The 23,623-nt window shown below is 38.7% G+C and carries 25 protein-coding genes; all 25 read left to right on the top strand.

Annotated features, from left to right (window positions below; translation table 11 throughout):
- The first annotated feature begins 30 nt into the window (after positions 1-30).
- The 25 genes from EJN67_RS05675 (at position 31) to EJN67_RS05555 (ending at position 23,563) form a co-directional block, all read left to right on the top strand.
- On the top strand, positions 31-246 hold the full coding sequence (locus EJN67_RS05675) for a DUF2922 domain-containing protein (protein WP_129723374.1): 216 nt from the start codon (positions 31-33) through the stop codon (positions 244-246).
- 56 nt (positions 247-302) lie between these two features.
- Positions 303-458 (top strand): YvrJ family protein, encoded by a 156-nt coding sequence (locus EJN67_RS05670; protein WP_129723373.1) that lies wholly within the window; start codon positions 303-305, stop codon positions 456-458.
- 64 nt (positions 459-522) lie between these two features.
- Positions 523-1,107 (top strand): hypothetical protein, encoded by a 585-nt coding sequence (locus EJN67_RS05665; protein ID WP_129723372.1) that lies wholly within the window; start codon positions 523-525, stop codon positions 1,105-1,107.
- Between the two features lie 37 nt (positions 1,108-1,144).
- Positions 1,145-3,391 (top strand): SF1B family DNA helicase RecD2, encoded by a 2,247-nt coding sequence (recD2, locus tag EJN67_RS05660; protein ID WP_129723371.1) that lies wholly within the window; start codon positions 1,145-1,147, stop codon positions 3,389-3,391.
- Positions 3,392-3,401: 10 nt separating this feature from the next.
- Entirely contained in the window at positions 3,402-4,172 is a 771-nt protein-coding gene (locus tag EJN67_RS05655) for a ComF family protein (protein ID WP_129723370.1), read from the top strand.
- Positions 4,153-4,572, top strand: a complete 420-nt coding sequence (locus tag EJN67_RS05650) for a TIGR03826 family flagellar region protein (RefSeq protein ID WP_129723369.1) — start codon at positions 4,153-4,155, stop codon at positions 4,570-4,572. The genes EJN67_RS05655 and EJN67_RS05650 overlap by 20 nt, the downstream gene beginning before the upstream one ends.
- Positions 4,573-4,630: 58 nt before the next feature.
- Complete coding sequence (gene flgM / locus EJN67_RS05645; RefSeq protein WP_165000757.1) at positions 4,631-4,933, top strand: flagellar biosynthesis anti-sigma factor FlgM; 303 nt, start codon at positions 4,631-4,633, stop codon at positions 4,931-4,933.
- Between the two features lie 5 nt (positions 4,934-4,938).
- A complete protein-coding gene (locus EJN67_RS05640; RefSeq protein ID WP_165000756.1) occupies positions 4,939-5,439 on the top strand; it encodes a flagellar protein FlgN in 501 nt (166 codons plus the stop codon).
- A gap of 34 nt (positions 5,440-5,473) precedes the next feature.
- Positions 5,474-7,048 (top strand): flagellar hook-associated protein FlgK, encoded by a 1,575-nt coding sequence (gene flgK / locus EJN67_RS05635; RefSeq protein ID WP_129723366.1) that lies wholly within the window; start codon positions 5,474-5,476, stop codon positions 7,046-7,048.
- A 15-nt stretch (positions 7,049-7,063) separates the two neighbouring features.
- Positions 7,064-8,041, top strand: a complete 978-nt coding sequence (flgL, locus tag EJN67_RS05630) for a flagellar hook-associated protein FlgL (RefSeq protein WP_129723365.1) — start codon at positions 7,064-7,066, stop codon at positions 8,039-8,041.
- A 6-nt stretch (positions 8,042-8,047) separates the two neighbouring features.
- Positions 8,048-8,614, top strand: coding sequence for a DUF6470 family protein (locus tag EJN67_RS05625; protein ID WP_129723364.1), 567 nt, complete (start codon positions 8,048-8,050; stop codon positions 8,612-8,614).
- 20 nt (positions 8,615-8,634) lie between these two features.
- Positions 8,635-9,066: a flagellar assembly protein FliW gene (gene fliW, locus EJN67_RS05620; protein ID WP_129723363.1), complete on the top strand. Its 432-nt coding sequence runs from the start codon at positions 8,635-8,637 to the stop codon at positions 9,064-9,066.
- Positions 9,067-9,069: 3 nt separating this feature from the next.
- Positions 9,070-9,303, top strand: a complete 234-nt coding sequence (locus tag EJN67_RS05615; protein WP_129723362.1) for a carbon storage regulator — start codon at positions 9,070-9,072, stop codon at positions 9,301-9,303.
- 185 nt (positions 9,304-9,488) lie between these two features.
- Complete coding sequence (locus tag EJN67_RS14365; protein WP_129723361.1) at positions 9,489-10,595, top strand: flagellin N-terminal helical domain-containing protein; 1,107 nt, start codon at positions 9,489-9,491, stop codon at positions 10,593-10,595.
- Positions 10,596-10,840: 245 nt separating this feature from the next.
- Positions 10,841-11,035, top strand: coding sequence for a flagellin (locus tag EJN67_RS14360; RefSeq protein ID WP_279387716.1), 195 nt, complete (start codon positions 10,841-10,843; stop codon positions 11,033-11,035).
- 589 nt (positions 11,036-11,624) lie between these two features.
- Entirely contained in the window at positions 11,625-12,461 is an 837-nt protein-coding gene (locus EJN67_RS05600) for a MerR family transcriptional regulator (protein ID WP_129723360.1), read from the top strand.
- A 104-nt stretch (positions 12,462-12,565) separates the two neighbouring features.
- A complete protein-coding gene (locus EJN67_RS05595) occupies positions 12,566-13,603 on the top strand; it encodes an NAD(P)H-dependent amine dehydrogenase family protein (protein ID WP_129723359.1) in 1,038 nt (345 codons plus the stop codon).
- Between the two features lie 152 nt (positions 13,604-13,755).
- Positions 13,756-14,763 (top strand): methyl-accepting chemotaxis protein, encoded by a 1,008-nt coding sequence (locus EJN67_RS05590; RefSeq protein WP_129723358.1) that lies wholly within the window; start codon positions 13,756-13,758, stop codon positions 14,761-14,763.
- Positions 14,764-14,873: 110 nt separating this feature from the next.
- Complete coding sequence (locus EJN67_RS05585) at positions 14,874-15,548, top strand: response regulator transcription factor (protein WP_129723397.1); 675 nt, start codon at positions 14,874-14,876, stop codon at positions 15,546-15,548.
- Positions 15,545-16,573, top strand: coding sequence for a sensor histidine kinase (locus EJN67_RS05580; RefSeq protein ID WP_129723357.1), 1,029 nt, complete (start codon positions 15,545-15,547; stop codon positions 16,571-16,573). The genes EJN67_RS05585 and EJN67_RS05580 overlap by 4 nt, the downstream gene beginning before the upstream one ends.
- Positions 16,574-16,665: 92 nt before the next feature.
- On the top strand, positions 16,666-17,424 hold the full coding sequence (locus EJN67_RS05575) for an ABC transporter ATP-binding protein (RefSeq protein ID WP_129723356.1): 759 nt from the start codon (positions 16,666-16,668) through the stop codon (positions 17,422-17,424).
- Positions 17,421-19,394 carry an FtsX-like permease family protein gene (locus tag EJN67_RS05570; protein ID WP_129723355.1) on the top strand — a complete coding sequence of 658 codons (1,974 nt, stop codon included), beginning with the start codon at positions 17,421-17,423 and terminating at the stop codon, positions 19,392-19,394. The genes EJN67_RS05575 and EJN67_RS05570 overlap by 4 nt, the downstream gene beginning before the upstream one ends.
- A 238-nt stretch (positions 19,395-19,632) precedes the next feature.
- Positions 19,633-20,544: a methylenetetrahydrofolate reductase [NAD(P)H] gene (gene metF, locus EJN67_RS05565; protein WP_129723354.1), complete on the top strand. Its 912-nt coding sequence runs from the start codon at positions 19,633-19,635 to the stop codon at positions 20,542-20,544.
- On the top strand, positions 20,534-21,181 hold the full coding sequence (locus EJN67_RS05560; protein ID WP_165000755.1) for a methionine synthase: 648 nt from the start codon (positions 20,534-20,536) through the stop codon (positions 21,179-21,181). Before metF ends, EJN67_RS05560 begins: the two co-directional genes overlap by 11 nt.
- Positions 21,182-21,187: 6 nt before the next feature.
- Positions 21,188-23,563, top strand: coding sequence for a homocysteine S-methyltransferase family protein (locus EJN67_RS05555; RefSeq protein ID WP_207207972.1), 2,376 nt, complete (start codon positions 21,188-21,190; stop codon positions 23,561-23,563).
- Positions 23,564-23,623: the final 60 nt, after the last annotated feature.

The following is a 23,623-nucleotide window of genomic DNA, read 5'->3' as shown; positions in this document are numbered from 1 at the left end:
TATTTACTCTTGGGAAGGGAGGTGAGATGGATGGCAAGGGTTTTAGAGATGGTTTTTAAGACTGGAGAGGGAAAAAACTTTAGGCTTACATTGAACGAGCCTAGAGAGGACATTACTAGCGAAGAGATAAAGTCTGCTATGGACCTTATTAAAGCTAAAAATATATTCTCAACTCCAGGGGGCATTGGGGAGGTAGTTGAGGCAAATATCATAGTAACCGATGTTCAGCCTGTCGAGCTGGTGTAATGGATTAAAGGGGTGCATTTTGCACCCCTTTTAAAACATGTGAAAGGAGGAGTATTATGGAGCAGATGTTTTCAGTGATCGCAAATTTGGGGTTCCCAATAGCGGTATCTGTATACCTATTGGTACGGGTAGAGAATAAGCTAGAAACCCTCACCCGCTCCATATACGAACTGGCTGCTGCCATATCCAATCTACAGAAATCGACAAAATAAGGCGGTTGACATAGAACATACGTTCGATATATAATAAAGGAAAAAGCGGCAAGGAGTGAAAAAGATGGATAAAGGCACAGCTTTGGATGAAAATTTATGGGTGACAAAGGAGCTATACGGGGTGCTTCCAAGCTATGACGAGGCGGGAGGAAATGGGAGTAGACTTTTATTTAAGGGAGGGGATACAAGGCAGGATAAAAGGCGTGTAAAGACTATCATTTCAAATCTTGCTAGACTTTATCAAAAGGATATAAGGGCGGTAAACAAAAAAGCTTCAGAGATAAGCGGGCAGCGCACTATGAATGTGCTGCCCTTATCCCCCGATACCATTCTGGTTCCTATAAAGGTTAGAAGACCCATTGGTAAGGATGATGGGGCTACAGGGTATATAGTATTCAAAGCGGTGGATAAGGTATGTGATTTAGATTGTGGATGTAGGGTTTTATTGAAGGATGGGCAGTTTATAGATATATTGGAGCGATTATCTACAATCGAAAAACGTATGGCCTTTGCAAGGCATATGACTGATTATACCTATCTTTGCTGCAAGATGGAGTGTGCTGAATATGAGGTGAATAGTGAGCTTTTTTCCTTGTCCCAAAATATAATTAATTTGCTGCATAAATATGATATAATCAAGGGAAGATAGTTTACTTAAGTTTAGTAGAGAGGGCGAATTCTCCATTATGGCAGAGATAAGCGGAATTGTACAGGAAATAATATATAGGAATGAGGAAAATGGTTTTACAGTACTGGAGCTAAAGGATGATGACGGAGGGGAAATAACTGCAGTTGGCAGCATTCCCTTTGCCAATGAAGGTGAAAAGGTGCTTATAACAGGTGAGTGGACAATGCATCCGGATTATGGTCCACAGATAAAGATACTTGACTATGAGACGGTAGCTCCATCTACCATTGTGGGTATGGAAAAATACCTGGCATCTGGTCTGATTAAGGGTATTGGTCCCGCTACTGCCAAGCGTCTGGTGGAAAAGTTTGGACTTGATGTATTGGAGGTTATACAGTTTCATCCTGAGCGTCTTACTGAGGTAGATGGTATAGGCCCGGCTAAGGCTGAGTCCATATATGGATCCTTTGCAGAGCAGAAGGAGATACGGGAGGTTATGGTATTCCTAAAGACCTATGGCATAAGTACTACCTTTGCTGTTAAAATATATAAGATGTATGGTGATATGACAATACAGGTTGTAAAGGAGAATCCATACAGACTTGCCCAGGATATACAGGGAATAGGATTTAAGACGGCCGACCGCATAGCCCAGAGTATGGGTATAACATTTGATTCACCATACAGGATAGAGGCAGGAACGCTCTATGTATTATCACAGGCTGTGGGCTATGGACATACATATCTACCTGAAGAGAAGCTAAAGGAGGCAGTGGGAAATATCCTTGGAGTGGACAAAATCCTTATAGAAAATGCCATAGTATCCCTATCCATGCGTCAGGCAATATTTACCCAGGACATAGAGGGGGATAGGGCCATATATCTAGCTCCATTTTATTATGCAGAACTAGGCGTAGCAAAAAGGCTTATGAAGATGTCCATGGTGGAGTTTGAACCGGTATATGACCAGATAGAGGACAAACTCAAGGAGTTTCAAATGGAAGAGGGCATAATATTTGCCAAAGAGCAAAAGGAGGCAATACTAGAGTCTTTATCAAATGGTGTAGTGGTAATAACCGGTGGTCCAGGTACCGGCAAGACTACCACCATAAACTGTATAATAAAGCTTTTTGAAAGGAAGGGGCTGGAAGTGGCCCTTGCTGCTCCAACGGGTAGGGCAGCAAAGCGTATGACCGAGACTACGGGGCACGAGGCAAAGACCATTCACCGCCTTTTGGAATACGGATATGCAGAAGGGGAGGATCTGTTTAACAAGGGTGAGGATGACCCGCTGTCTGCGGATGTGGTGATAGTGGATGAGATGTCCATGGTGGATATAATACTCATGAATAATCTTTTAAAGGCCTTAATGCCCGGTACTAGATTGGTGCTAGTGGGAGATGTGGATCAGCTGCCATCGGTGGGAGCAGGTAATGTCTTAAAGGATATAATAGATAGTGGTATTATAAAGGTGGTAAGGCTCACGGAGATATTCAGGCAGGCTCAGGAGAGTATGATCATAGTAAATGCCCACCGCATAAATAATGGTGAGTTTCCATACCTAAATGTCCGGGAGAAGGATTTTTTCTTTGAACGTAAGCATGCTCCAGCAGATATATTAAATACCATAAAGGAGCTTACACTAAACAGGCTCCCTAGGTTTACCGGATTTGATAGTCTAAAGGATATGCAGATATTGTCCCCCATGCGAAAGGGCTTAATTGGTGTAAATAACCTAAATATAGAGCTTCAAAAGGTATTAAATCCTCCATCCCATGGCAAGAAGGAAAAGCTCTATAGGGATACTATATTTCGTGAAGGCGACAAGGTCATGCAGATAAAAAACAACTATAAGACCGAATGGGAGGTAACCGAAAAGGGGCGTGTGATAGAGAAAGGTGAAGGCGTATTTAACGGTGATGTGGGGTATATACTCTCCATCGATGAAGAGGATCAGACCATGCTTGTAATATTCGATGAAGGCCGGGAGGTTACATATGATTTTACCCAGCTGGATGAGATAGAGCTTGCCTATGCCATATCAGTGCATAAGAGTCAGGGCAGTGAATTTCCTGTAGTTATACTGCCCCTTGCTTGGGGACCACCCCTTCTTATGACTAGAAACCTTTTGTATACTGCAGTTACTAGGGCTAGGGATATGGTGGTGATCGTAGGCAGGGAGTCTGCCATAGAAAATATGATCCAGAATAATCGCATAGCGGAGAGATATTCAGGATTAAAAAGTCAGTTTAAAAATATCTTTGCTGTGCCTTCTGATGTAGCACTGCCCTTTGATGGGATATAGGGGGGAGTATATGGATCTAAAGGTGGTCTTAGATGCTGTTTTAGGTATACTATACCCTGGGGATATGGGCTGTATAAGTTGTGGTAAGGTGCCATGTAAAAGTCCTGTTAAAGGCTTATGCGCAGCATGCTATATATCCCTTCCATATGTAAAGGAACCAAGGTGCATAATATGCAGCAAGCCTATAGCTTCAGATGGGATCATGTGTCCAGATTGCAAGGCGGGAGGGCATGAATTTATACAGGCTGTAGCGGCATTTGAATACACCTCCGTTGCAAAACGTATGGTGTATAACCTAAAGTATAATAATAGACCTGATATAGGTGGTATTATGTCTTCTTTTATGGTAGGGGAGATATCTAAGATTAATTGGCCTATTGATATTATAATACCGGTACCGTTGCATAAAAAAAGGGAACGGGAGCGGGGATACAACCAGGCATATTACCTCGCAGAGGGTATAGGGCGGGAGATGGGGATTTCAGTTAGTGAAACCTGCCTTATCAGGAAGAGGTATACACCTACCCAAACCCATTTAGGAAAGGCTCAGAGATTGAAAAATCTTCAGGATGCATTTTCTGTAGAAGAACCTTATAAACTAGAGGGAAAGTTTGTACTATTGGTGGATGATGTATATACTACAGGTGCTACGGTAGATGCCTGTAGCATGGTACTAAAGGAGAATAGGGCGGCGGGAGTATATGTATCTACTTTTGCTACAGGAAGAAATATGGAGAATTTAAGCGAAGGAGGGCAATATAATGGACATACGAAATTGTAAGATGTGTGGGCGAATATATCAGTATAGTGGCAGCAACTATTGTTATAACTGTTTACAGGAGCTTGAGGAGATGTTTAGGAGAGTAAGGGACTATATAGATGAAAATCCTGCTGCCAATGTGGTGGATGTATCAGAGGCCACCGACGTGGAGGAGAAATATATATTGGATTTTTTGCGTGAAGGTAGGCTAGAGCTTAAGGAAGCAAGCCCGGGATTGCCCTGTGAGAGGTGTGGACGGCCCATAAGAAGCGGCAGATATTGTCAAGATTGTATACAGGACATGACAAGGGAGCTCAAAAAGGGACTTAATGAAGAAGCGAATAGGGGTAAAGACCTGGATTTCAAGGGGCATATGCATACAGCTGATAGATTTAGAAAAAATAGTCCACAAAAACCCTAAATGTTTTTTGAAATATGGCCGATATATTAAATGAAAAGTAACGTAGGGAGTGAGGAGCTTGAAAATAGAGAACAAGAACATATCGTATGTTACAGGCCTATATAGGAGCAATGTGGCAAAGGAAGGCAATGTATCTAAGGCAAAAGAGAAGAATGGCAAACTAAAAGGGGATGCTCTAGAGCTGTCAACGGACGCAAAAGCCCTGTCCATTGCATATAAAGCCGCAAAACAGGATGATGGTGTGCGTATGGGAAAGGTAGAACATATAAAGAGATTGATAGAGTCTGGGAAGTATGATGTAAAAAGTACAGATATTGCAACAAAAATGATAAAGGGTGTATTTTTAGATAAAAGGGTGTGATTTATGTGAGCACTCATCTGGATAAGATTATTGATATATTGGACGTACAGTATAATATACAGACAGAGTTACTTGAACTGTCAAAGTCAAAGACAGAGGTGCTTTTAGCAGAAGATGTAAAAAAGCTGGGTGAGATAACAAAGTCTGAGCAGGAGCTCATAAAAAAGCTGGAGACAATAGAGCTCCAGAGGCAAAAACAGGTAGAGATGATTTCAAAAGAGCGGGGTTTATCCAATAATACTATTACCATCAGCGAATTGATAGAGGATGCCGACGATTTGACGAAGGACAGGCTTAGAAATATAAAGGAAAAATTGTCCAGTATAATATCAGAGCAGAGCTCAGTAAACGATATAAATAGGCAGCTTGTAAAGGCCAATCTTGAATACGTAAGTTTTTCCTTAAGCTTTCTCACGGGACAGTTAAATAGTGGCACGGTATATGATAAGGATGCCAAATCACCGAAGAATAATGGTTCTTCAGGAATTTTTGATAAATCGGTCTAATTTATTTTTATAAAACGTTTGGGGAGTTGAAAAGATGAGTTCTACATTCTATGGATTGGAAATAGCAAGGAAGGGGCTGTATGCCAGCCAAAAAGGTCTGGATGTTACGGGGCATAATGTGGCAAATGTAAATACACCAGGGTATACCAGACAGAGGCTTACTGTAAAATCCATACCCCCGCCGGCCAATTCGGGGCTTTATAGGTCAGTAGGTAAGGGCATGGCAGGTGGCGGTGTAGATATACAGTCTTTGGATCAGATACGGGATGGGTATTTGGACAGGCAGTACAGGCGGGAGTCTATGCATCTTGGGGAGTGGACCATAAAGTCTAATACACTTGGCTATATAGAGGATATATTCAGAGAACCGTCAGATGCAAGTATAAATGCAGCATTGGCAGATCTATATGCCTCTATGCAGGAGATGTCTAAGAACCCAGAGAGTCAGGAGATAAGGACTCTAGTCAGGCAGGATGCCATAAAACTTACTGAGTCCATACATCACTATTATGACCAGTTGGTACAGCTTCAAAAGGAACAAAATGATGCCATTGCAGTAACAGTGGATGAGATAAATGATATGGTAGTTCAGATACGGGATCTAAACGAACAGATATTTAAATTCGAAGTTGGTGGAGAAAAGGCCAACGACCTTCGGGATAAGAGAAATATGTTGTTAGACGAACTATCCCAGATTATAAAGTTGGATTACTATGAAAGCCCCGACGGTAGATTTAGGGTGGACATAGATGGTATGCCGCTGGTAGATCATATGCATTATAACCTTATAGAGGTAAGGGCGGATAAGGATAATCCCATATATGAGGGACAGACAGGGGAACCACAGTATCTTAATAAATTAAACAATGTATATTGGAAGGACAGTGACCTGAAGGTCCCCATAAATGGCGGGGAGATAAAGGGATATGTGGATATGAGGGATGGCAATACGCCTGATAATATGGGCATACCATATATGATAAGACAGCTTAATAATTTTGCAGCTGGACTTACAAAGGCATTTAATGAGGTACATAGCAAAGGATATCCCATACCAAATGATAGTAAAACCTATAGCGAATTAGAGATTTCTGATGAAGGTGGTGCAGGTATCAATTTCTTTGAACCGCCTGAAGGCATAACTGCTAAGAATATAAAGGTATCGGATGCCATATTAGAGAGCGTGTTTAACATAGCATGTTCAGGACAGAAATTGGAACCGTCATCTCCTAATGATCCAGATTATCAGCAAAAGATAAAGAATTGGGGAGATAATAAAAATGCATTGGAGATGCTTAAGATACGCAATAAAAACAATATAAAGCTAGAAGATGGTATATTGATAGGGAACCTTGAGGATTATTTTAAAAAGGTAATATCAGAGTTAGCGGTAGAGTCATCACATAGCACAAAGATGGCAAAGGGTCAGCAAATACTTACTGGGCATATACAAAATCAAAGGCTTTCCATATCAGGGGTGTCTTTAGATGAAGAGATGACCAATCTAATAACGTATATGCATTCATACTCGGCTGCTGCCCGTACCATTACTGCAATGGATGAAATGCTTGAGACCCTTATAAATCGTACCGGTCTGGTAGGCAGATGATAGGAGGATGGGAATATGCGTGTTACTAATTCGATGCTTATAAATAGATTTATGCAAAACTTGAATAACAATGCTGGAAGGATGGAGAAATATCATAGTCAATTGACTACAGGTAAAAGATTTAGCCGCCCATCAGATGATCCTGTGGGCATCACTAGAAGCTTACAGGCTAGGCGGGATCTGTCGGTGGTGAAGAAGTATTCTGATAATGTAAATGATGCTCAAACATTTCTCCATGAGACTGAGACTGCCTTGATGGAGATAAACAGTATCCTTGGACGTGCCTATGAATTGGCGGGAGATGCTGCAAACGATACTAAAACTCCAGAGGATAGGCAGCATATACAAAAGGAGATAGAACAATTAAAACAGCAGCTTGTAAATACGGTAAATAGCGATTTTGCAGGCAGATATATATTTGGTGGATACAATACGGTGGACAAGCCATTCAAAGTAGATGAGGATGGCAAACTACTATACAATGGGAAGGTGCTCTATAATCCAAATGATCCAGCGGGAGTGGATAATTTGGATGAGCTTAAAAATGAAGGTATAAAGTATGAAATAGGGCCTGGAGTATATATGGATGTATCGACCCCAGGATGCGAGCTTTTGGGCATTGGTGATAAAAATGTATATGCAATGCTGGACAAGTTTAGCAAGGCTTTAGATGGCAAAAATTCAAATGGTGATCCTTTGGAAAATGGAAAACAGACTGAGGTTATAGACGAATGTATAGGCCTTTTCCAGGGTAAGAGCAGTGATATATTATCTCAGGTAGCCGAGGTAGGCGGCAAGACCAACAGGCTGGAATTGGTGTCAAAGCGTTTTCAAAATGATGAGGACAACTATAAAAAGATAAAGTCTGAGGTAGAGGATGTGGATCAGGAAGAGGCTACTATAGAATTTAAGATGGCGGAGATGGCATACCGTTCATCCCTGGCGGTAGGTGCTCGTATAATACAGCCCACATTGATAGATTTTTTGAGGTAATGATATATGGATATTAGGATAACTCAGGTCTACGGACAAATCGGTATAAGGACCCAAAGGGCGTGGATGGATATAAGGCAGGAACCTCCAAGGGCTGATATATCCCAGCCAAAGGCGGATATGGATATTAGAGTAAAACAGCCTAAAATCCATATCGATCAGACACAGTGCTTTGCTGAGAAAGGCCTAAAGCCTGCCCTGCAGTTGGCTCATGATTATTATGATGAGTGCTATGAATCTGGGGTAGAGGCTATAGGGGATATAGCGGAGGCGGGAGATCGGATGATGCGCATAGAAGAAGGCAGGGATCCGATAGTGGATCTAGCCTTTGAATCCATGTTTAAATATGAAGGGGATTTGAATTTAGTATGTGCACCTACATCCCGCCCCAAGATAGAGCTAGAAGAGGGAGAAACTAATATACGGATAACTCCAAGGCCCGCCGATATACAGTGGTATGTCCATACCACAGCTGATATAAAAGCTACCCGGCATAAGGTGGATATATATATGGAGAGATGGCCTGATATAAAGGTGGAATATGTAGGCAAGAAGTTAAACAAGACTATATAGATAAAGAGGTAGATGCATATATGAAGATAAATACAACCCGATTTGGTGAGATAGAATATTCAGCCGATAGGGTTATTTTTTTTGAAGAAGGACTTTTAGGTTTGGAAGGCTTAAAAAAGTACATATTAATTACCCCTGAGGATATACAGCCCCTTAATTGGCTGCAATCTGTAGATGATTCTGATATAGCGATGGTAGTGGTAAACCCCTTCAATATAAAACCTGATTATTCACCGGTTGTGCCAGATGATTGCTTAAAAGAGCTTAAGATAGAGGATGGAAAGGATATAATCCTATTAAATGTGGTAGTGATACCTGATGATTATAAAAAGATGACGGTAAACTTGGCAGCACCTATAGTGATAAATGCCAAGGAATATCTAGGTAAACAGGTGATATTATCACAGAATTACCCCATACGCTATCCAGTCTTTGGATCAAAGGGGGAATAGATTATGTTAGTTTTGACGCGAAAAAAGGGTGAAGAGATATTAATCGGCAAAGATATAAGGATTGCCATAGTAGGCGTGGAAGGGGATAAGGTCAAGGTAGGTATAGATGCGCCAGGGGAGATGGCGATTGTAAGGCGGGAGCTTGTAGATGAGGTAAGGCAGGTAAATAAAGAGGCGGTTAATACAAAATCCATATCCCTATCTGATATTGCAAAGGCGCTTAAAGAACAAAACTAAATTAAATTTATGAAAAAAGCAAAAAAATTGCTAAAAAACCCTAAAGTTTTTATATCCTCCATACGATATATATAGTGAGTAACAAAATGAGGCTGATATACTGCTACGGCCGAGCGGTATAGGGCTTCATAATAAAATATATCGGCAAGGACGCCGGTAAAAACAAACTCAAGGAGGAATAACAAATGAGAATTAACAACAATATGATGGCAATAAATGCCCACAGACAACTCGGTGTTACAAACAATGCTTCTGCTAAGACTTTAGAGAAGCTATCCTCAGGTCTTAGGATCAATAGGGCGGGAGATGACGCAGCAGGTCTTGCAATCTCCGAGAAGATGAGAGGCCAGATCAGAGGTCTTAACATGGCTTCTAAAAATGCTCAGGATGGTATATCACTTATCCAGACTGCAGAGGGTGCCTTAACAGAGACCCATGCAATCCTTCAGAGGATGAGGGAATTAGCTGTTCAATCAGCAAATGATACAAACGTAGAAGTTGATAGAGGCGAAATTCAAAAAGAAATAGATCAATTGGCAGCAGAAATTACAAGAATTTCCGAAACAACTCAATTCAATACTCAGGATTTATTGACTGGAGAGTTTAGTGCGAAATTCCATATAGGTGCAAATAGTGGACAAAACGTTGATTTAGCAATTAATGATATGAGTGCTAAAGCATTGAATGTTCAAGGTGTAGCATATAAAGCGACCGAGGTTCAAGGTGCTACTAATATAGAAGTTACAAGTAAAACTGGTGAAACATTAAGTATTGAATTCGCAGCTTTAAAAACAGGCGATGGACATGAAGCTGTTACTGACACAACTGCAGATTTCGATGAAGAGAATAACAAAATAATTATTAAATTAAAACAAGCTGCCTATGATACTGCTAGCAGTAAAGATGGGGCTATAGAAGCAACTGAAGCGGATATAAAGGCAGCGTTAGATACAGTAGCAAGCGAAGCTGGAATTAGTGTTGCAGTTAAAGATGGAGCAACTTTAGGAACAGATGCGTTAACATCTAAACCAGATGCTACTACTGTTAATGTGACAGTCATAGATGAAGATGCTAGTAAAAAAGTAGGTATTGATGTATCTAGTCAAACTAAAGCAGATACATCAATAACTACTATAAACAAAGCAATAGAACAAGTATCAGCAGAGCGTTCCAAGCTTGGTGCTATGCAGAATAGATTAGAGCATTCTATCAAGAACCTTGATACATCTGCAGAGAACCTACAGGCTGCAGAGAGCCGTATAAGAGACGTTGATTATGCCGAAGCTGCATAAGCAGTGCAGGCACAGTCGTCCTAACTGGTAACGGTTAGGAGTATCATCGGGTGAATTGCTGGAAAACCCTTATAGCCTTTTATACCACAGCGGAGCTGGAAACGGCAGACGTGAGGGTTTGAAAAATAAAGGGATTGGGCAATCAGCAGCCGAGCCCCTGTATCGAAAGGTTGGGGAGGGTTCAACGACTAGGGCATACCACCTAAGGCAAAGCTATGGTGATGAAGTCCGTAGGGCACTAAAATGTGTTCGAAGTACCCGACTCCTCAAATAACATTGAGGGTGAAGATATAGTCTGGTCAACAGGGAAACTTGTTGTGGCGACGATGGCCAAAGAGATGATGGAGTTCACCAAGAACAATATCTTGCAGCAGGCAGCTACTGCAATGCTGGCTCAAGCAAATTCACTTCCTCAGGGAGTACTACAATTATTAAGATAATATGAGGAATGAGTTTACGGGTCCATTAGAGAGCAATCTCTAATTGCAAATCGGGTGAATTGCTGGAACTTCCTAAAGCCTTTTTCCCTACAACGGAATTGGAAACGGTAAACGTGAAGGGTCAAAAAGAAAAAGGATGAAACAATGGATAATCAGCAGCCTAGCTCCTGTTCTGAAAAGATGGAGAAGGTTCAACGACTAGCTTGTACGGTCTAAGGCAATTAAAATAAGTGCTATGACTATGAGAAGCGTAGGGGCGGGAGGTGCCCTCGAAGTACCCGACAACCAAATAGTAGGTTTGGTTGAAGATATAGTCTGGCAGATAGTGAAAGCTATTTGAAGGTCCGCAGGCAAACCAAGCACCTCAGAGTGTACTACAATTACTCAGATAATTATACTAACTATAAAAGAGCTAGAGAATCTTTTCTCTGGCTCTTTTTTGATACTTTTTTGTATAGATCAGACAAGTTTTATCGTAAATAAAGGTCTAACAAGAGGATTTTGGATTTATATGTTGAAAGTATAATTATGTCAAATATTATCTTGTGATATCATCATATTTCATAAGCAATCACAGGGGGTCATATGGATGGATAAACTATCAATTGGGCAGATGGCAAAGCTCAATCATGTATCTAAACAAACTTTGAGATACTATGATAAGATAAAGCTTTTAGAGCCTGACATTGTTGATGAAAATACGGGATATCGCTACTATAGTATCAAGCAAAGTGCCAGATTGGATATGATTCAATACATGAAATCTACAGGGATGACGCTTAAGGATATAAAAAAGCAATTGGATTGCAATGAATCCCAGTCTGTAAAAGATATGCTCAAACAAAATATAATGGAAATTGATGCACAAATTCGTGAACTGGAATATCAAAAAAGGGCAGTTGAGCGCACTTTAAAGAGCTATGAGCGGTATGAAGGATCTCCGCCTGATGGTACAATCACCATTGAGTATATTGAAAAGCGGCAGATGTACTGCATTGACTCAGGGATGAATTTTTATGACCATGGGATTGACTTTTATGAGATGTTACTAAGAAAATTAAAGAAAAATATGATCTATGATAAAATACCTCAGATCTATTTTTGTAATGCAGGTACTATTTTACGACAAGAAAATTTAGAAAAACGCTATTTTTATTCAAGTGAAGTATTTGTATTTGTAGATAATGATTATGTTCCAAATGATCTGACCATATCTATTCCAGCTAACACATATCTTTGTATATATTGTGATGAATTTGAAAAGGAAAAGGAGTATATAAATCGTCTTTTAGATGAGGTATCGGATAAGGGCTATATTATCTCTGGTGACTATATATGCGAGGTTTTGGCTGAATTACCCTTTTTAGAAGAGGACGAGCGTGGTATGTTCCTAAGGTTACAAATACCAATAGAGTTAAATTTATAACAATCAATCGTTGACATTATTCCGACTATAAGGTTTATACTATAATTAACGTCGGTATATATTGAAATATTTAGCCGATGAATAATAAAGAAGGGGATGCAACTATGTTTAAAGAGAAGATTCGTGTTGTTCAGTATGGCTGTGGGAAGATGTCTAAGTATACTCTTCGCTATCTGTATGAGAAGGGTGCAGAGATTGTTGGAGCAATTGATATCAATCCTGAAATTGTCGGAATGGATGTTGGTGATTGGGCAGAACTAGGTGTTAAGCTGGGTGTCCCGATTAGAAGTGATGCTGACGCTGTGCTAGATGAATGTGATGCGGATATTGCTGTTGTTACCCTATTTAGCTTTATGGAAGATGTAATGCCACATTTTGAGAAGCTTATAAGCCGTGGAATAAATGTTATAACTACCTGTGAGGAAGCCATATATCCATGGACAACTGCCTCTGCTATTACAAACAGGCTTGATAAGATGGCCAAGGAGAATGGTTGTACCATTGCTGGATCTGGCATGCAGGATATCTACTGGGTGAATATGATAAGCTGCGTAGCCGGAGGGGTTCATCGTATTGATAAAATAGAGGGTGCAGTGAGCTATAATGTTGAGGATTATGGCCTTGCACTGGCAAAGGCCCATGGTGTCGGACTTACACCGGAGGAGTTTGAAGAGCAGATTGCACATCCTGAAACCTTAGAGCCTGCTTATGTATGGAATTCAAACGAAGCATTATGCTCTAAGATGGGTTGGACAATAAAATCACAAACTCAAAAATGTGTTCCATATTTCTATGATACTGATTTATATTCAAAGACCCTTGGTGAGACTATTCCTAAGGGCAACTGCATTGGTATGAGTGCTGTTGTAACCACTGAAACTTTCCAGGGACCCATTATCGAGACACAATGTATAGGTAAGGTATATGGACCTGATGATGGGGATATGTGCGACTGGAAGATCATAGGAGAACCGGATACGACATTCTTTGTAAAAAAACCTGCAACTGTTGAACATACTTGTGCTACCATTGTGAATCGCATTCCTTTGGTGCTTGAGACGCCTGCAGGATATTATACTGTAGAGAAAATGGATAACGTTGAATACCTATCATATCCTATGCAGATGTACCTTAAATACTAATAATAGATCAAAAAAAGTTATAACATTGGGGCAGGTGTATTGATAAATTTTCAATATGCCTGTCCTTTTCTATTTCAAGACCAATAATAAGCTTATCGAAAGATATTGAGAGATTATCTAATTATGATTTGCGTATTAATAAAGACAGCCAATTGGAGAAGAGTTTAAAGAGAAAAGATGAGATAGGTACTATTGCCAATTCACTAAGAACTATGCAGAAAAACCTAATCACCTTGATCAAAAATATATCTGAATCATCACAGCAGGTATTATCTTCCTCTGAGAAGTTAACAGCTACTACCGAGCAGTCATCCATGGCGGCAGAGGAGATTGCAAAGGTAATAGAGGAGATAGCAGGTGGTGCAGGTGATCAGGCTAAGGATATGGAACAGGGTGTTTTACATATTGAAGAATTAGGTAAGAAAATAGCACAAAATCAAGGGGATTTAGATGAACTCAATAAAGCTACTGGAAAAATAGATACATTAAAAGATGAAGGCATTGAAAGCGTAGAGGACCTTGTGGAGAAGACTAAGGATATTGATAGTTCTGCTAAAGAGATACATGAAATTATTTTAAATACCAATGAGAGCGCTACAAAGATACAGGATGCCAGTGAGATGATAAAAAATATATCAAAGCAGATCAATTTGTTATCCCTCAATGCCAGTATAGAGGCAGCTAGAGCAGGCGAGGCGGGAGAAGGATTTGCTGTTGTGGCGGGAGAGATAAAGAATTTAGCAGAGCAGGCAAATAAATTTACAGAAGAGATTGCCGGGATAATCAAGGATCTTACGGATAAAACGGCGTATTCTGTTGATACCATGAAGACAGTCAGACAGGTAGTGAAGTTTCAATCAGAGAGTGTGTATATTACAGATGATAAATTTAAGGGCATTGCCTCTGCCATTGAAGATATGCACGGGATTATATCAAATATAAATAAATCGAGCTATGAGATGCAGATAAAGAAGGATGAGATAATAGGTGTTATACAGGACCTATCTGCAATATCCGAGGAGAATGCAGCAGGAACGGAGGAGGCCTCTGCATCTGTTGAGGAACAAACATCTTCAATAGAAGGTATTGCAAGTGCAAGTGAAGCCCTTGCACATTTGGCAGATGATATGCAATTAAATATTGCTAAATTTAAGTATTAAAAATCACCATCTCCAGATGTTTATGTTATAATATTGATTGAGCCATCTTAGTATGTACTACATATTAAGATGGCTCAATTTCAAATAGTAGTAATTAGGGGATGATAGATATTTACAAGATATTAATTGTGGAGGATGACGATACAATATCCTCAATAATGGAGGAGAAACTAAATAAATGGGGATATGAGGTTTCCATAATCCCGGATTTTAATGATGTAATCTCAAACTATACTTCTTTTAAGCCCCATCTAGTACTAATGGATATTAATCTGCCATATTATGATGGATTTTATTGGTGTGCAAAGATTAGGCAAATTTCCAATATCCCCATCATCTTCATATCATCTAGAGATACTGATGGTGATAAAATACGTGCAATATCACAGGGTGGGGATGATTACGTAGAAAAACCATTTTCTATGGATCTACTTATTGCGAAAGTACAAGCTGTTTTACGTAGGGCATATTCATACAGTGACCAGACATTGAATGTATTGCAATATAGGGATATGATACTAAATTTAGAGCGTTTGCAGGTTTTCTATAATGAAAATGAAATAGAGCTGACCCCTAATGAGTGTAAGATATTATCTATGCTTATTAGAAATCATGGCAAGGTTGTCACGCGCTCCCGCCTTATGAGGGCATTATGGGATGACGAGAGCTTTGTAGACGATAATACCCTTACAGTCAATGTAAATCGCTTGCGCAAAAAGCTGGATACGATAGGGCTTGAAGGGTATATCAAAACAATTAAGGGAGAGGGATATAGGCTGATATGAGCTTTATTAAATATTTAAAAGAGAGATGGGTAACATATATTTTTATCCTCCTTGCCTTTATATTTTCTTTTGCAGTTTATAAATTGGATGAAAGGTTCAGCATTGGTGAATCAAATGCCAAATATATTTTGGCAGGATGGGGGATTTTATTTATTATCTTTGTGGCTTTAGACTATGGAATCTTCAATTCCCGTATAAAAAAGTTTAAAAGATATTGTAGCCTAAATACCTCTTCACAGGATTTAGACGAGTTCTCCTATCCTATAGATAGGGAATATGCAGAGATTGTGCATGGTTTAGCACTGCAATATGAAAAATACAAGTCGGATATATATACTAAATCATCGGAGGAACTGGAATTTATCACAAAGTGGGTGCACGATGTCAAGGTGCCGATTGCAGCTGTAAGGCTTATATTGGAAAATCATGAGGGCGATATTCCAAATAGTTTTTATCAGGATATAGATACGGAAATATTTTCAATAGAGCAGTCGGTGCAAAGGGTTTTTTATCAGATAAAAAGCAATACCCTCCATGATGATTATAAGATAGCAAAGATTAGTACGAAAAAATTAATTGCTGGTGCTCTAAAGGGGTATTCAAATTTTTTCAGCTATAACAAGATAAATTTTGCTATTACGGGAGATGTATACGATGTTTTGACAGATGAAAAATGGAGCGGATATATATTATCTGAAATATTATCCAATGCGGTAAAATATACACCTATGAAAGGCTCTATTGTGATTAGCACGAGTAGAAGAGAAAATAGAGTTACAATATCCATTAAAAATAGTGGTGAAGGGATTTCAAAGCAGGATATCGGGCAGGTATTTAACAAGGGTTATACTTCATCTGGCAATAGAAATGGTATGAAGTCTACAGGATATGGATTATACCTATCAAAAAAGCTAAGTGATATGCTAGGCCATGAACTAACGGTACAGTCTGAATATGGTGAGTATGCCATGTTTAGTTTGACATTCGTTGAAAACAAGACCATGCACCATGTGACAAAAATGTAAGTTGAGGATATAAAATGTAAGTTGGTTCGATTTCTCTAGATCCGTATATGGGATATACTTATCTCATAAAGAGGGATACGGAGGTAAAAATAATGCAGATACTAAAAGTACAGAATATTAGCAAAGTATATGGCAATAAGAAGGGCTCAAAGCAGTATATGGCATTAAAGAGCATAAGCTTTGAAGTAAATGAAGGGGAATTTATCGGTGTGATGGGTGCATCCGGGTCAGGTAAGACTACGCTCCTTAATATACTGGGAAGTATAGATAAACCAACAACGGGTAGATTTATTATGGATGGAAAGGACATTGCAAACCTTAATAAAAACGAGCTTGCCAGACACAGGGTGAAAAATATAGGCTTTATATTTCAGGACTATAATCTACTTGAGACAATGACGCTAAAGGAGAATATCATACTCCCACTTACGTTATCTGGGTATAAGGTTGATGTTATAGAGGATAGACTTATGAGTCTTACAAAGGATCTAGGCATCATAAACATACTTAATAAATACCCTTATGAAGTCTCAGGAGGTGAGCAGCAACGTGCTGCAGCATGTCGTGCCCTAATTACCAATCCAAAGCTAATTTTGGCAGATGAGCCAACAGGTAGCCTTGATTCAAGATCGGGAAGAGATTTACTTGAGCTTTTAACATTTATAAATAAATCGTATAGGGCAACCATTCTTATGGTAACCCATGATGTATACGCTGCAAGCTATTGCCAGAAGATACTATTTATTCGCGATGGTGAGATATACAATGAATTATATGCAGGGGATGATAAAAAGAAGTTTTTTGATTCCATAATAGACGTTATGAGTGTGCTTGGGGGTGGGATAAAATGAACCTTTTTACATTAGCCATTCGAAATATAAAGCGGAATTTTAAAAGGTATATAATGCATTTTTTCTCTCTAAGTTTCAGTGTATTTACAGTATACTCGTTTCTTGCATTGATGGAAAATGAACAGGTGGAACAGGCATTTACCTATAGTGATAAATATAAAGCCATGCTCACTGCGTTTGGCATTATTATCATGGTATTCGTTCTATTCTTCCTCAACAGCTCTAATAAGAGTTTTATAAAGGCAAGAAAAAAGGAAATTTCCACATATTCATTATTTGGTATGACAAATGGCAGGATAGGGAGGTTGCTTTTTTTAGAGACGATGATTGTAGGAGTGGCATCCCTTGTTGTGGGCATAGGCTTTGGCATATTTTTCTCCAAGTTAACGGCAATGATCCTGCTTGATATCTCATTAGCATCGTTTACTGGTGATATTGCATTTACCATATCCCTAAAAGCTATCTATATTACTGCAATGATATTCATGGCAATTTTTTGTGTTATGGGTTTATCAGGCTTGTGGGTTGTCAATAAATTTGAACTCATAGATCTATTTAAGGCTGATAAGGTATCTGAAGGCAATTCCAAAGGTTCCGTTATTATGCTTATTATATCGTTTATATTGATGGGAACAGGTTATTATATTGCTGCAACAAGTGATCCTTTTACGATTATGCAAATGGTAATACCCATATTAGTCCTTGTAATTGGAGGTACATACCTTTTCTTTTGGGGTGGGCTTCCAAAGGTTTTAGATTTGTTAAAGAGGAGTAAAGAGAGATATTATAGAGGTGTAAGTCTAATTTCAATATCAACTTTTTCTCATAGGATGAGATCCATAGGTTCGGTTATGGCAACCATTGCAGTATTATCCGCCGTTGCTACTACGGCAATTGCAACAGGGTTTACACTTTATAGCAGTATAGAAAAAGCTACGTATAATAATATTGGGTATGATATGTATTTTTATACGAGCCAGGAAGGGCTAATTGACAGGGTTCATGAGGTTTTTAAAAGGCATGATACGAAAATCACAGGGGAGTATACTACCAAGAGATACCAATGCGTTCCACAGATAAAGCCAGTTGTAGTAGATGGTCATGAATATATTTCTAATGATAAAGACTGCTATTTTAGGGTGTATTCCCAATCCGAATGTAATAAGCTTATCTCTTTATCAAGGAGCAGCCTAAAACCTGTTGATATAAAACCTGGTGAAGCAACATATGTGTTTCCGTATATGTTTGAAGAACTTGAAAATGCAGTTAATGGGGAGATACTTACTTTTTCTAATCAAAAGATAAGTATAACATCTATATTGGAATCTGATATACTATCCTTTGGTGCAATCCATACATTGATCTTGAATGATGATGATTTTAATGCCCTTTTAAAGACTGGTGATATTTTTGATACCTATAGGGGTAGTGGTGCACCTTTTGATAAGGTAACTGTATTTAGATATGAAGATGCTTTGAAATCGGATAAGTTAAGCACTGAGCTTGATAAGGTATTATCGGGGAATGTGGGGAGCTATAGAATGGCATATAGTTATTATAATGAGTCACTAAAGATGTTTGGACTGTTATGCTTTATAGGTTTCTTTATGAGTGCCGTATTTATACTCATGACTGCAAGTCTTTTATACTTCAAGCAGATAATGGCCGCAGAGGAAGAACAGGATCAATATAGGATGCTTAGGAAGATCGGCATGGATGATAATATAGAGAAGAAGGTCATAAAAAAGAGATTGCTGCCTGTTTTTCTAATCCCCCTTGTAGTTGGAATTATCCATAGCATGTTTGCCATGAAGGCAGCGGATACTATGATATTTTCTAATATGATACCTGTTGATAATTCGTATGTTACCGTTCTTACTTTTTCCTCTGTAATGTATGGTGTATATGCAATAGTGTATGGCATATTTTATTTTATCACTAAGGGTCAGTATGCTAGAATAGTTAAATAAGAATTCTAAAAATTCAAACTATTGACATACTATATATACAGTGTTAGTATTATATTTATAATTTGATATTAACTTATCCAGAGTTAGGGTAGAGAGTTAGCTCGTTGACCCTATACCAACCTGTTGCCTTTTCAACAAGGTGGTTCTGCTAACGTCGATAAGATGGATAAAAAGAATGAGAATCCTTCCTTAAGATGTTAGGGAAGGATTTTTTATATAATATAAGGGGGACTGGGGGATGTTTATAAGGGATATATTTTCAAAGAAAAATCCGGTTATTTCATTTGAGGTCTTTCCTCCTAAAAGGGAATTCCCTATTGATGTTGTATATGATACCGTAGAAGAGTTAAGGGATCTGGATCCGGATTTTATAAGCGTTACATATGGAGCGGGAGGCAGCAGCAAGGACAGGACTATAGAGATTGCATCTGAGATAAAAAACAAATATGGTATTGAGACGTTGGCGCATTTGACGTGCTATACCTCAACCAGAGGAGAAACGGAATTCATACTTAAAGAGCTAAAAAGAAATAATGTGGATAATGTTTTAGCATTAAGGGGGGATCCACCCATTGGTGGATTTAACGGAAAGAGTGATTATAAATATGCAAAGGATCTGGTAAGTCATATAAAAGCATTTGATGATTTTTCTATTGGGGTTGCTGCCTATCCAGAGGGACATATAGAATGTGATAGTTTGGATAAGGATATAGAATACTTAAAGGAAAAGATGTGTTGCGGTGCTGATTTCATGATAACCCAGCTATTCTTTGATAATGAAAAGTTGTATATGTATATGGATAGATTAGCCAAAAAAGGGATAGATGCTCCAATAATGGCCGGCATAATGCCTGTATTAAATAAAAACCAAATACAAAAGATGGTATCGTTATCTGGGGCATCCCTACCTAGAAAATTTATTAGGATTCTTGAAAAATATGAACACAAGCCCAAGGCATTGAGGAAAGCAGGGATTGCCTATGCCACCGAGCAGATAATAGATCTGTTGTCATGGGGAGTGGATGGCATACATCTATATACTATGAATAAGCCAAAGGTAGCAAGTGAAATCATGAAAAATCTTTCCGAGGTAAGAGATGCTGTAACGGAAGAAAAATATATGGAATTGGATGATAAAGGTGCATATTGACATAAATGAGGTATTAAGATATTTAGGTGTTGGTCGTAATAAGGCTGATATGAAGCTCAAGCTTTATATTAGTGAGTGTATAAAGGAAATTTTAGATATTGCTTATCCTATGTATGTATACAAAATGTTTGATTTAAAATTCACAGATGAATATGCATGGATAAAACAAACCAATACCCTGTTAATGGGAAAAGATATAAACAGATATCTCAATGGGTGTTTTAAATGTGCTGTTATGGGCGCTACTTTAGGCATTTCCGTTGATAAAAGGATCAGATACTATAAAAGCTATGATTTAACAAGGAGTTTTGTACTAGATGCATGTGCAACGGCACTAATAGAAAATGTGTGTGATAAAGTTCAAGAGGAGATTAAACTAATTGCAAAAGAAGAATACCATCTAAACATCATGCCAAGATATAGCCCGGGATATAGAGATTTTCCGCTAGATATTCAGCCTGACTTATTAAATATATTGGAGGCCAATAGGATTGGTTTGACGGTAAATGATAATCTAATAATGATACCTAGAAAGTCCGTTACAGCTATTATAGGGCTAAAAGATAAAGGGGTTTCAGTCAATATGGGATGCGAGAGCTGCCTAAAAAGAGATAGTTGTAATTTTAGAAGGGAGTAGACGATATTGGATATAAGGGACATATTAAAGGATAGATTTTTGTTTTTTGATGGTGCCATGGGGACTATGCTTCAGGGATTGGGATTAAAGGCGGGAGAGCTGCCCGAGATATTTAATATAGAAAAGTCCGATATTATATTCGATATACATAAAAAATATATAGAGGCGGGAGCGGATATTATAACCACCAATACATTTGGTGCAAATGAGCTAAAGCTAAAAGATGCACCATATTCTGTTGAAAAGGTAGTAGCATCTGGAGTAAATATTGGGCGAAAAGCTGCTGGTGAAAAACTCGTTGCCCTTGATATAGGTCCTACAGGTCAGATATTAGAACCAACAGGTACTTTAAAGTTTGAGAGGGCTTATGAAATATTTAAGAGGCAGATAGGTGCTGGTTATGATGCAGGGGCGGATGTAATTTTAATAGAAACTATGTCTGATCTATATGAAACTAAGGCTGCCATATTGGCTGCAAAGGAAAATTGTGATCTCCCTATTTTTGCAACTATGACATTTCAGAATAATGGCAGGACACTTATGGGAACTGATCCAGTAACAATGGTTTTTGTTTTGGAGTCTTTAGGCATAGATGCATTAGGGGTTAACTGCTCATTAGGTCCTAAGGATCTTCAAAATGTAGTGGATGAAATACTTAAATACGCTTCTATACCAGTAATGGTTAAACCAAATGCAGGATTGCCCGTATATAAGGATGGCAACACCATATATAATGTAACGCCTGAGGAGTTTTCTAAGGAGATTGGATATATGGCTCAAAAAGGGGCATCCATATTTGGTGGTTGCTGTGGTACTAATCCTGACTATATAAATGCAATTGTGAAAAGCCTACATGGGCAACGGCCTATAAAAAAACAGCGTAAAAAATATACGACTGTTTGTTCATCGACTAAAACTGTTTTCGTGGATGGCAGTATACAAGTAATAGGGGAAAGGATCAATCCAACAGGTAAGAAGGCCCTTAAAAAAGCCTTAATAAATATGGATATGGATTATGTTTTACGGGAAGCGATAGGGCAGCAGAAATTTGGGGCAGATATATTGGATATCAATGCAGGGATACCTGAAATTGATGAAGTTTTGACTATGGAGAAAATGGTTAAGGAGATACAGGGTATTTTAGATACTCCCCTTCAAATAGACAGCTCCAATCCAGAGGTAATAGAAAGGGCGGTTAGGACATATAATGGCAAGCCAATAATCAATTCGGTAAATGGCGATATTAAGACAATGGAAGAGATATTTCCAATCGCGAAGAAATATGGTGCTAATGTCATTGGTTTGACCATGGATGAAAACGGTTTGCCATCAACATGTGAAGATAGGGTTAAAATTTGTAAGAAGATACTGGATACGGCTGAAGGCTATGGCATAGATAAATGTAATATAATTATTGACTGCCTTACCCTTACTGCCTCTGTAGATCAGGAACAGGTTTTTGAGACTCTAAAAGCCATCAGAGAGATAAAGGAGCGCTATGGGGTTAGAACGGTTTTAGGGGTTAGCAATATCTCCTTTGGTTTGCCTAAAAGGGCACTATTAAATAGAACTTTTTTAGCTATGGCTTTGGCGTATGGATTGGATATGCCTATCTTAAATCCCGGTGATATGGAGATGATGGATACTGTCATGGCTTTTAAGGTATTATCCAATCATGATAAGAGGGCAGAAGCATATATAGGGCGCTATATTAAAATTGCCGAAGATAGTTTGGAGGCTAGGAAATTACCCGATTCTAAACAGGATATGAAGACCATAATACACGAAGGTTTAAAAGGGGAGATATTAAAAAGCACAAAGGCATTATTAAACACGATAGAGCCTATGGATATTATCAATGGCTCTATAATACCGGCCCTTGACGAGGTGGGGGAAAGATATGAGGCGGGAGAAATTTTTCTTCCACAATTGATACAGTCGGCGGAAACTGTAAAGATAGCGTTTGAAGAGATTAAGGATTATATGGAGAAGAGTGGAGATAAAAAAGCAAGTAGGGGGAAGATAGTTTTAGCCACTGTAAAAGGTGATATTCATGATATCGGGAAAAACATAGTTAAGATGCTTTTAGAAAACTATGGATTTGAGGTAATAGATCTGGGAAAGGATGTGCCTGCGGAATTGATAATAGATGCAATAGAAAAGTATAATGTAAGACTTGTGGGACTTAGCGCACTGATGACAACTACCGTTAAAAACATGGAGAAGACAATCGAGTGTATAAGGGCAAAACATCTCGATTGTAAGATAATGGCGGGAGGGGCGGTTCTTAATTCGGATTACGCAAAAAGGATAGGTGCTGACTATTATGGTAAGGATGCCAGGGATGCGGTAAAAATAGCAGAGATGGTCTATAAAAGCTAAACGACAAAATTCTTCATTTTTCTACAAAGATGCTGTTGAATTTCCCTTGCTATGTGGTAT

Origin of the sequence: Xylanivirga thermophila, assembly GCF_004138105.1 — a bacterium.
Classification (GTDB): domain Bacteria; phylum Bacillota; class Clostridia; order Caldicoprobacterales; family Xylanivirgaceae; genus Xylanivirga; species Xylanivirga thermophila.
This window is presented reverse-complemented; position numbering and strand designations above follow the sequence as displayed.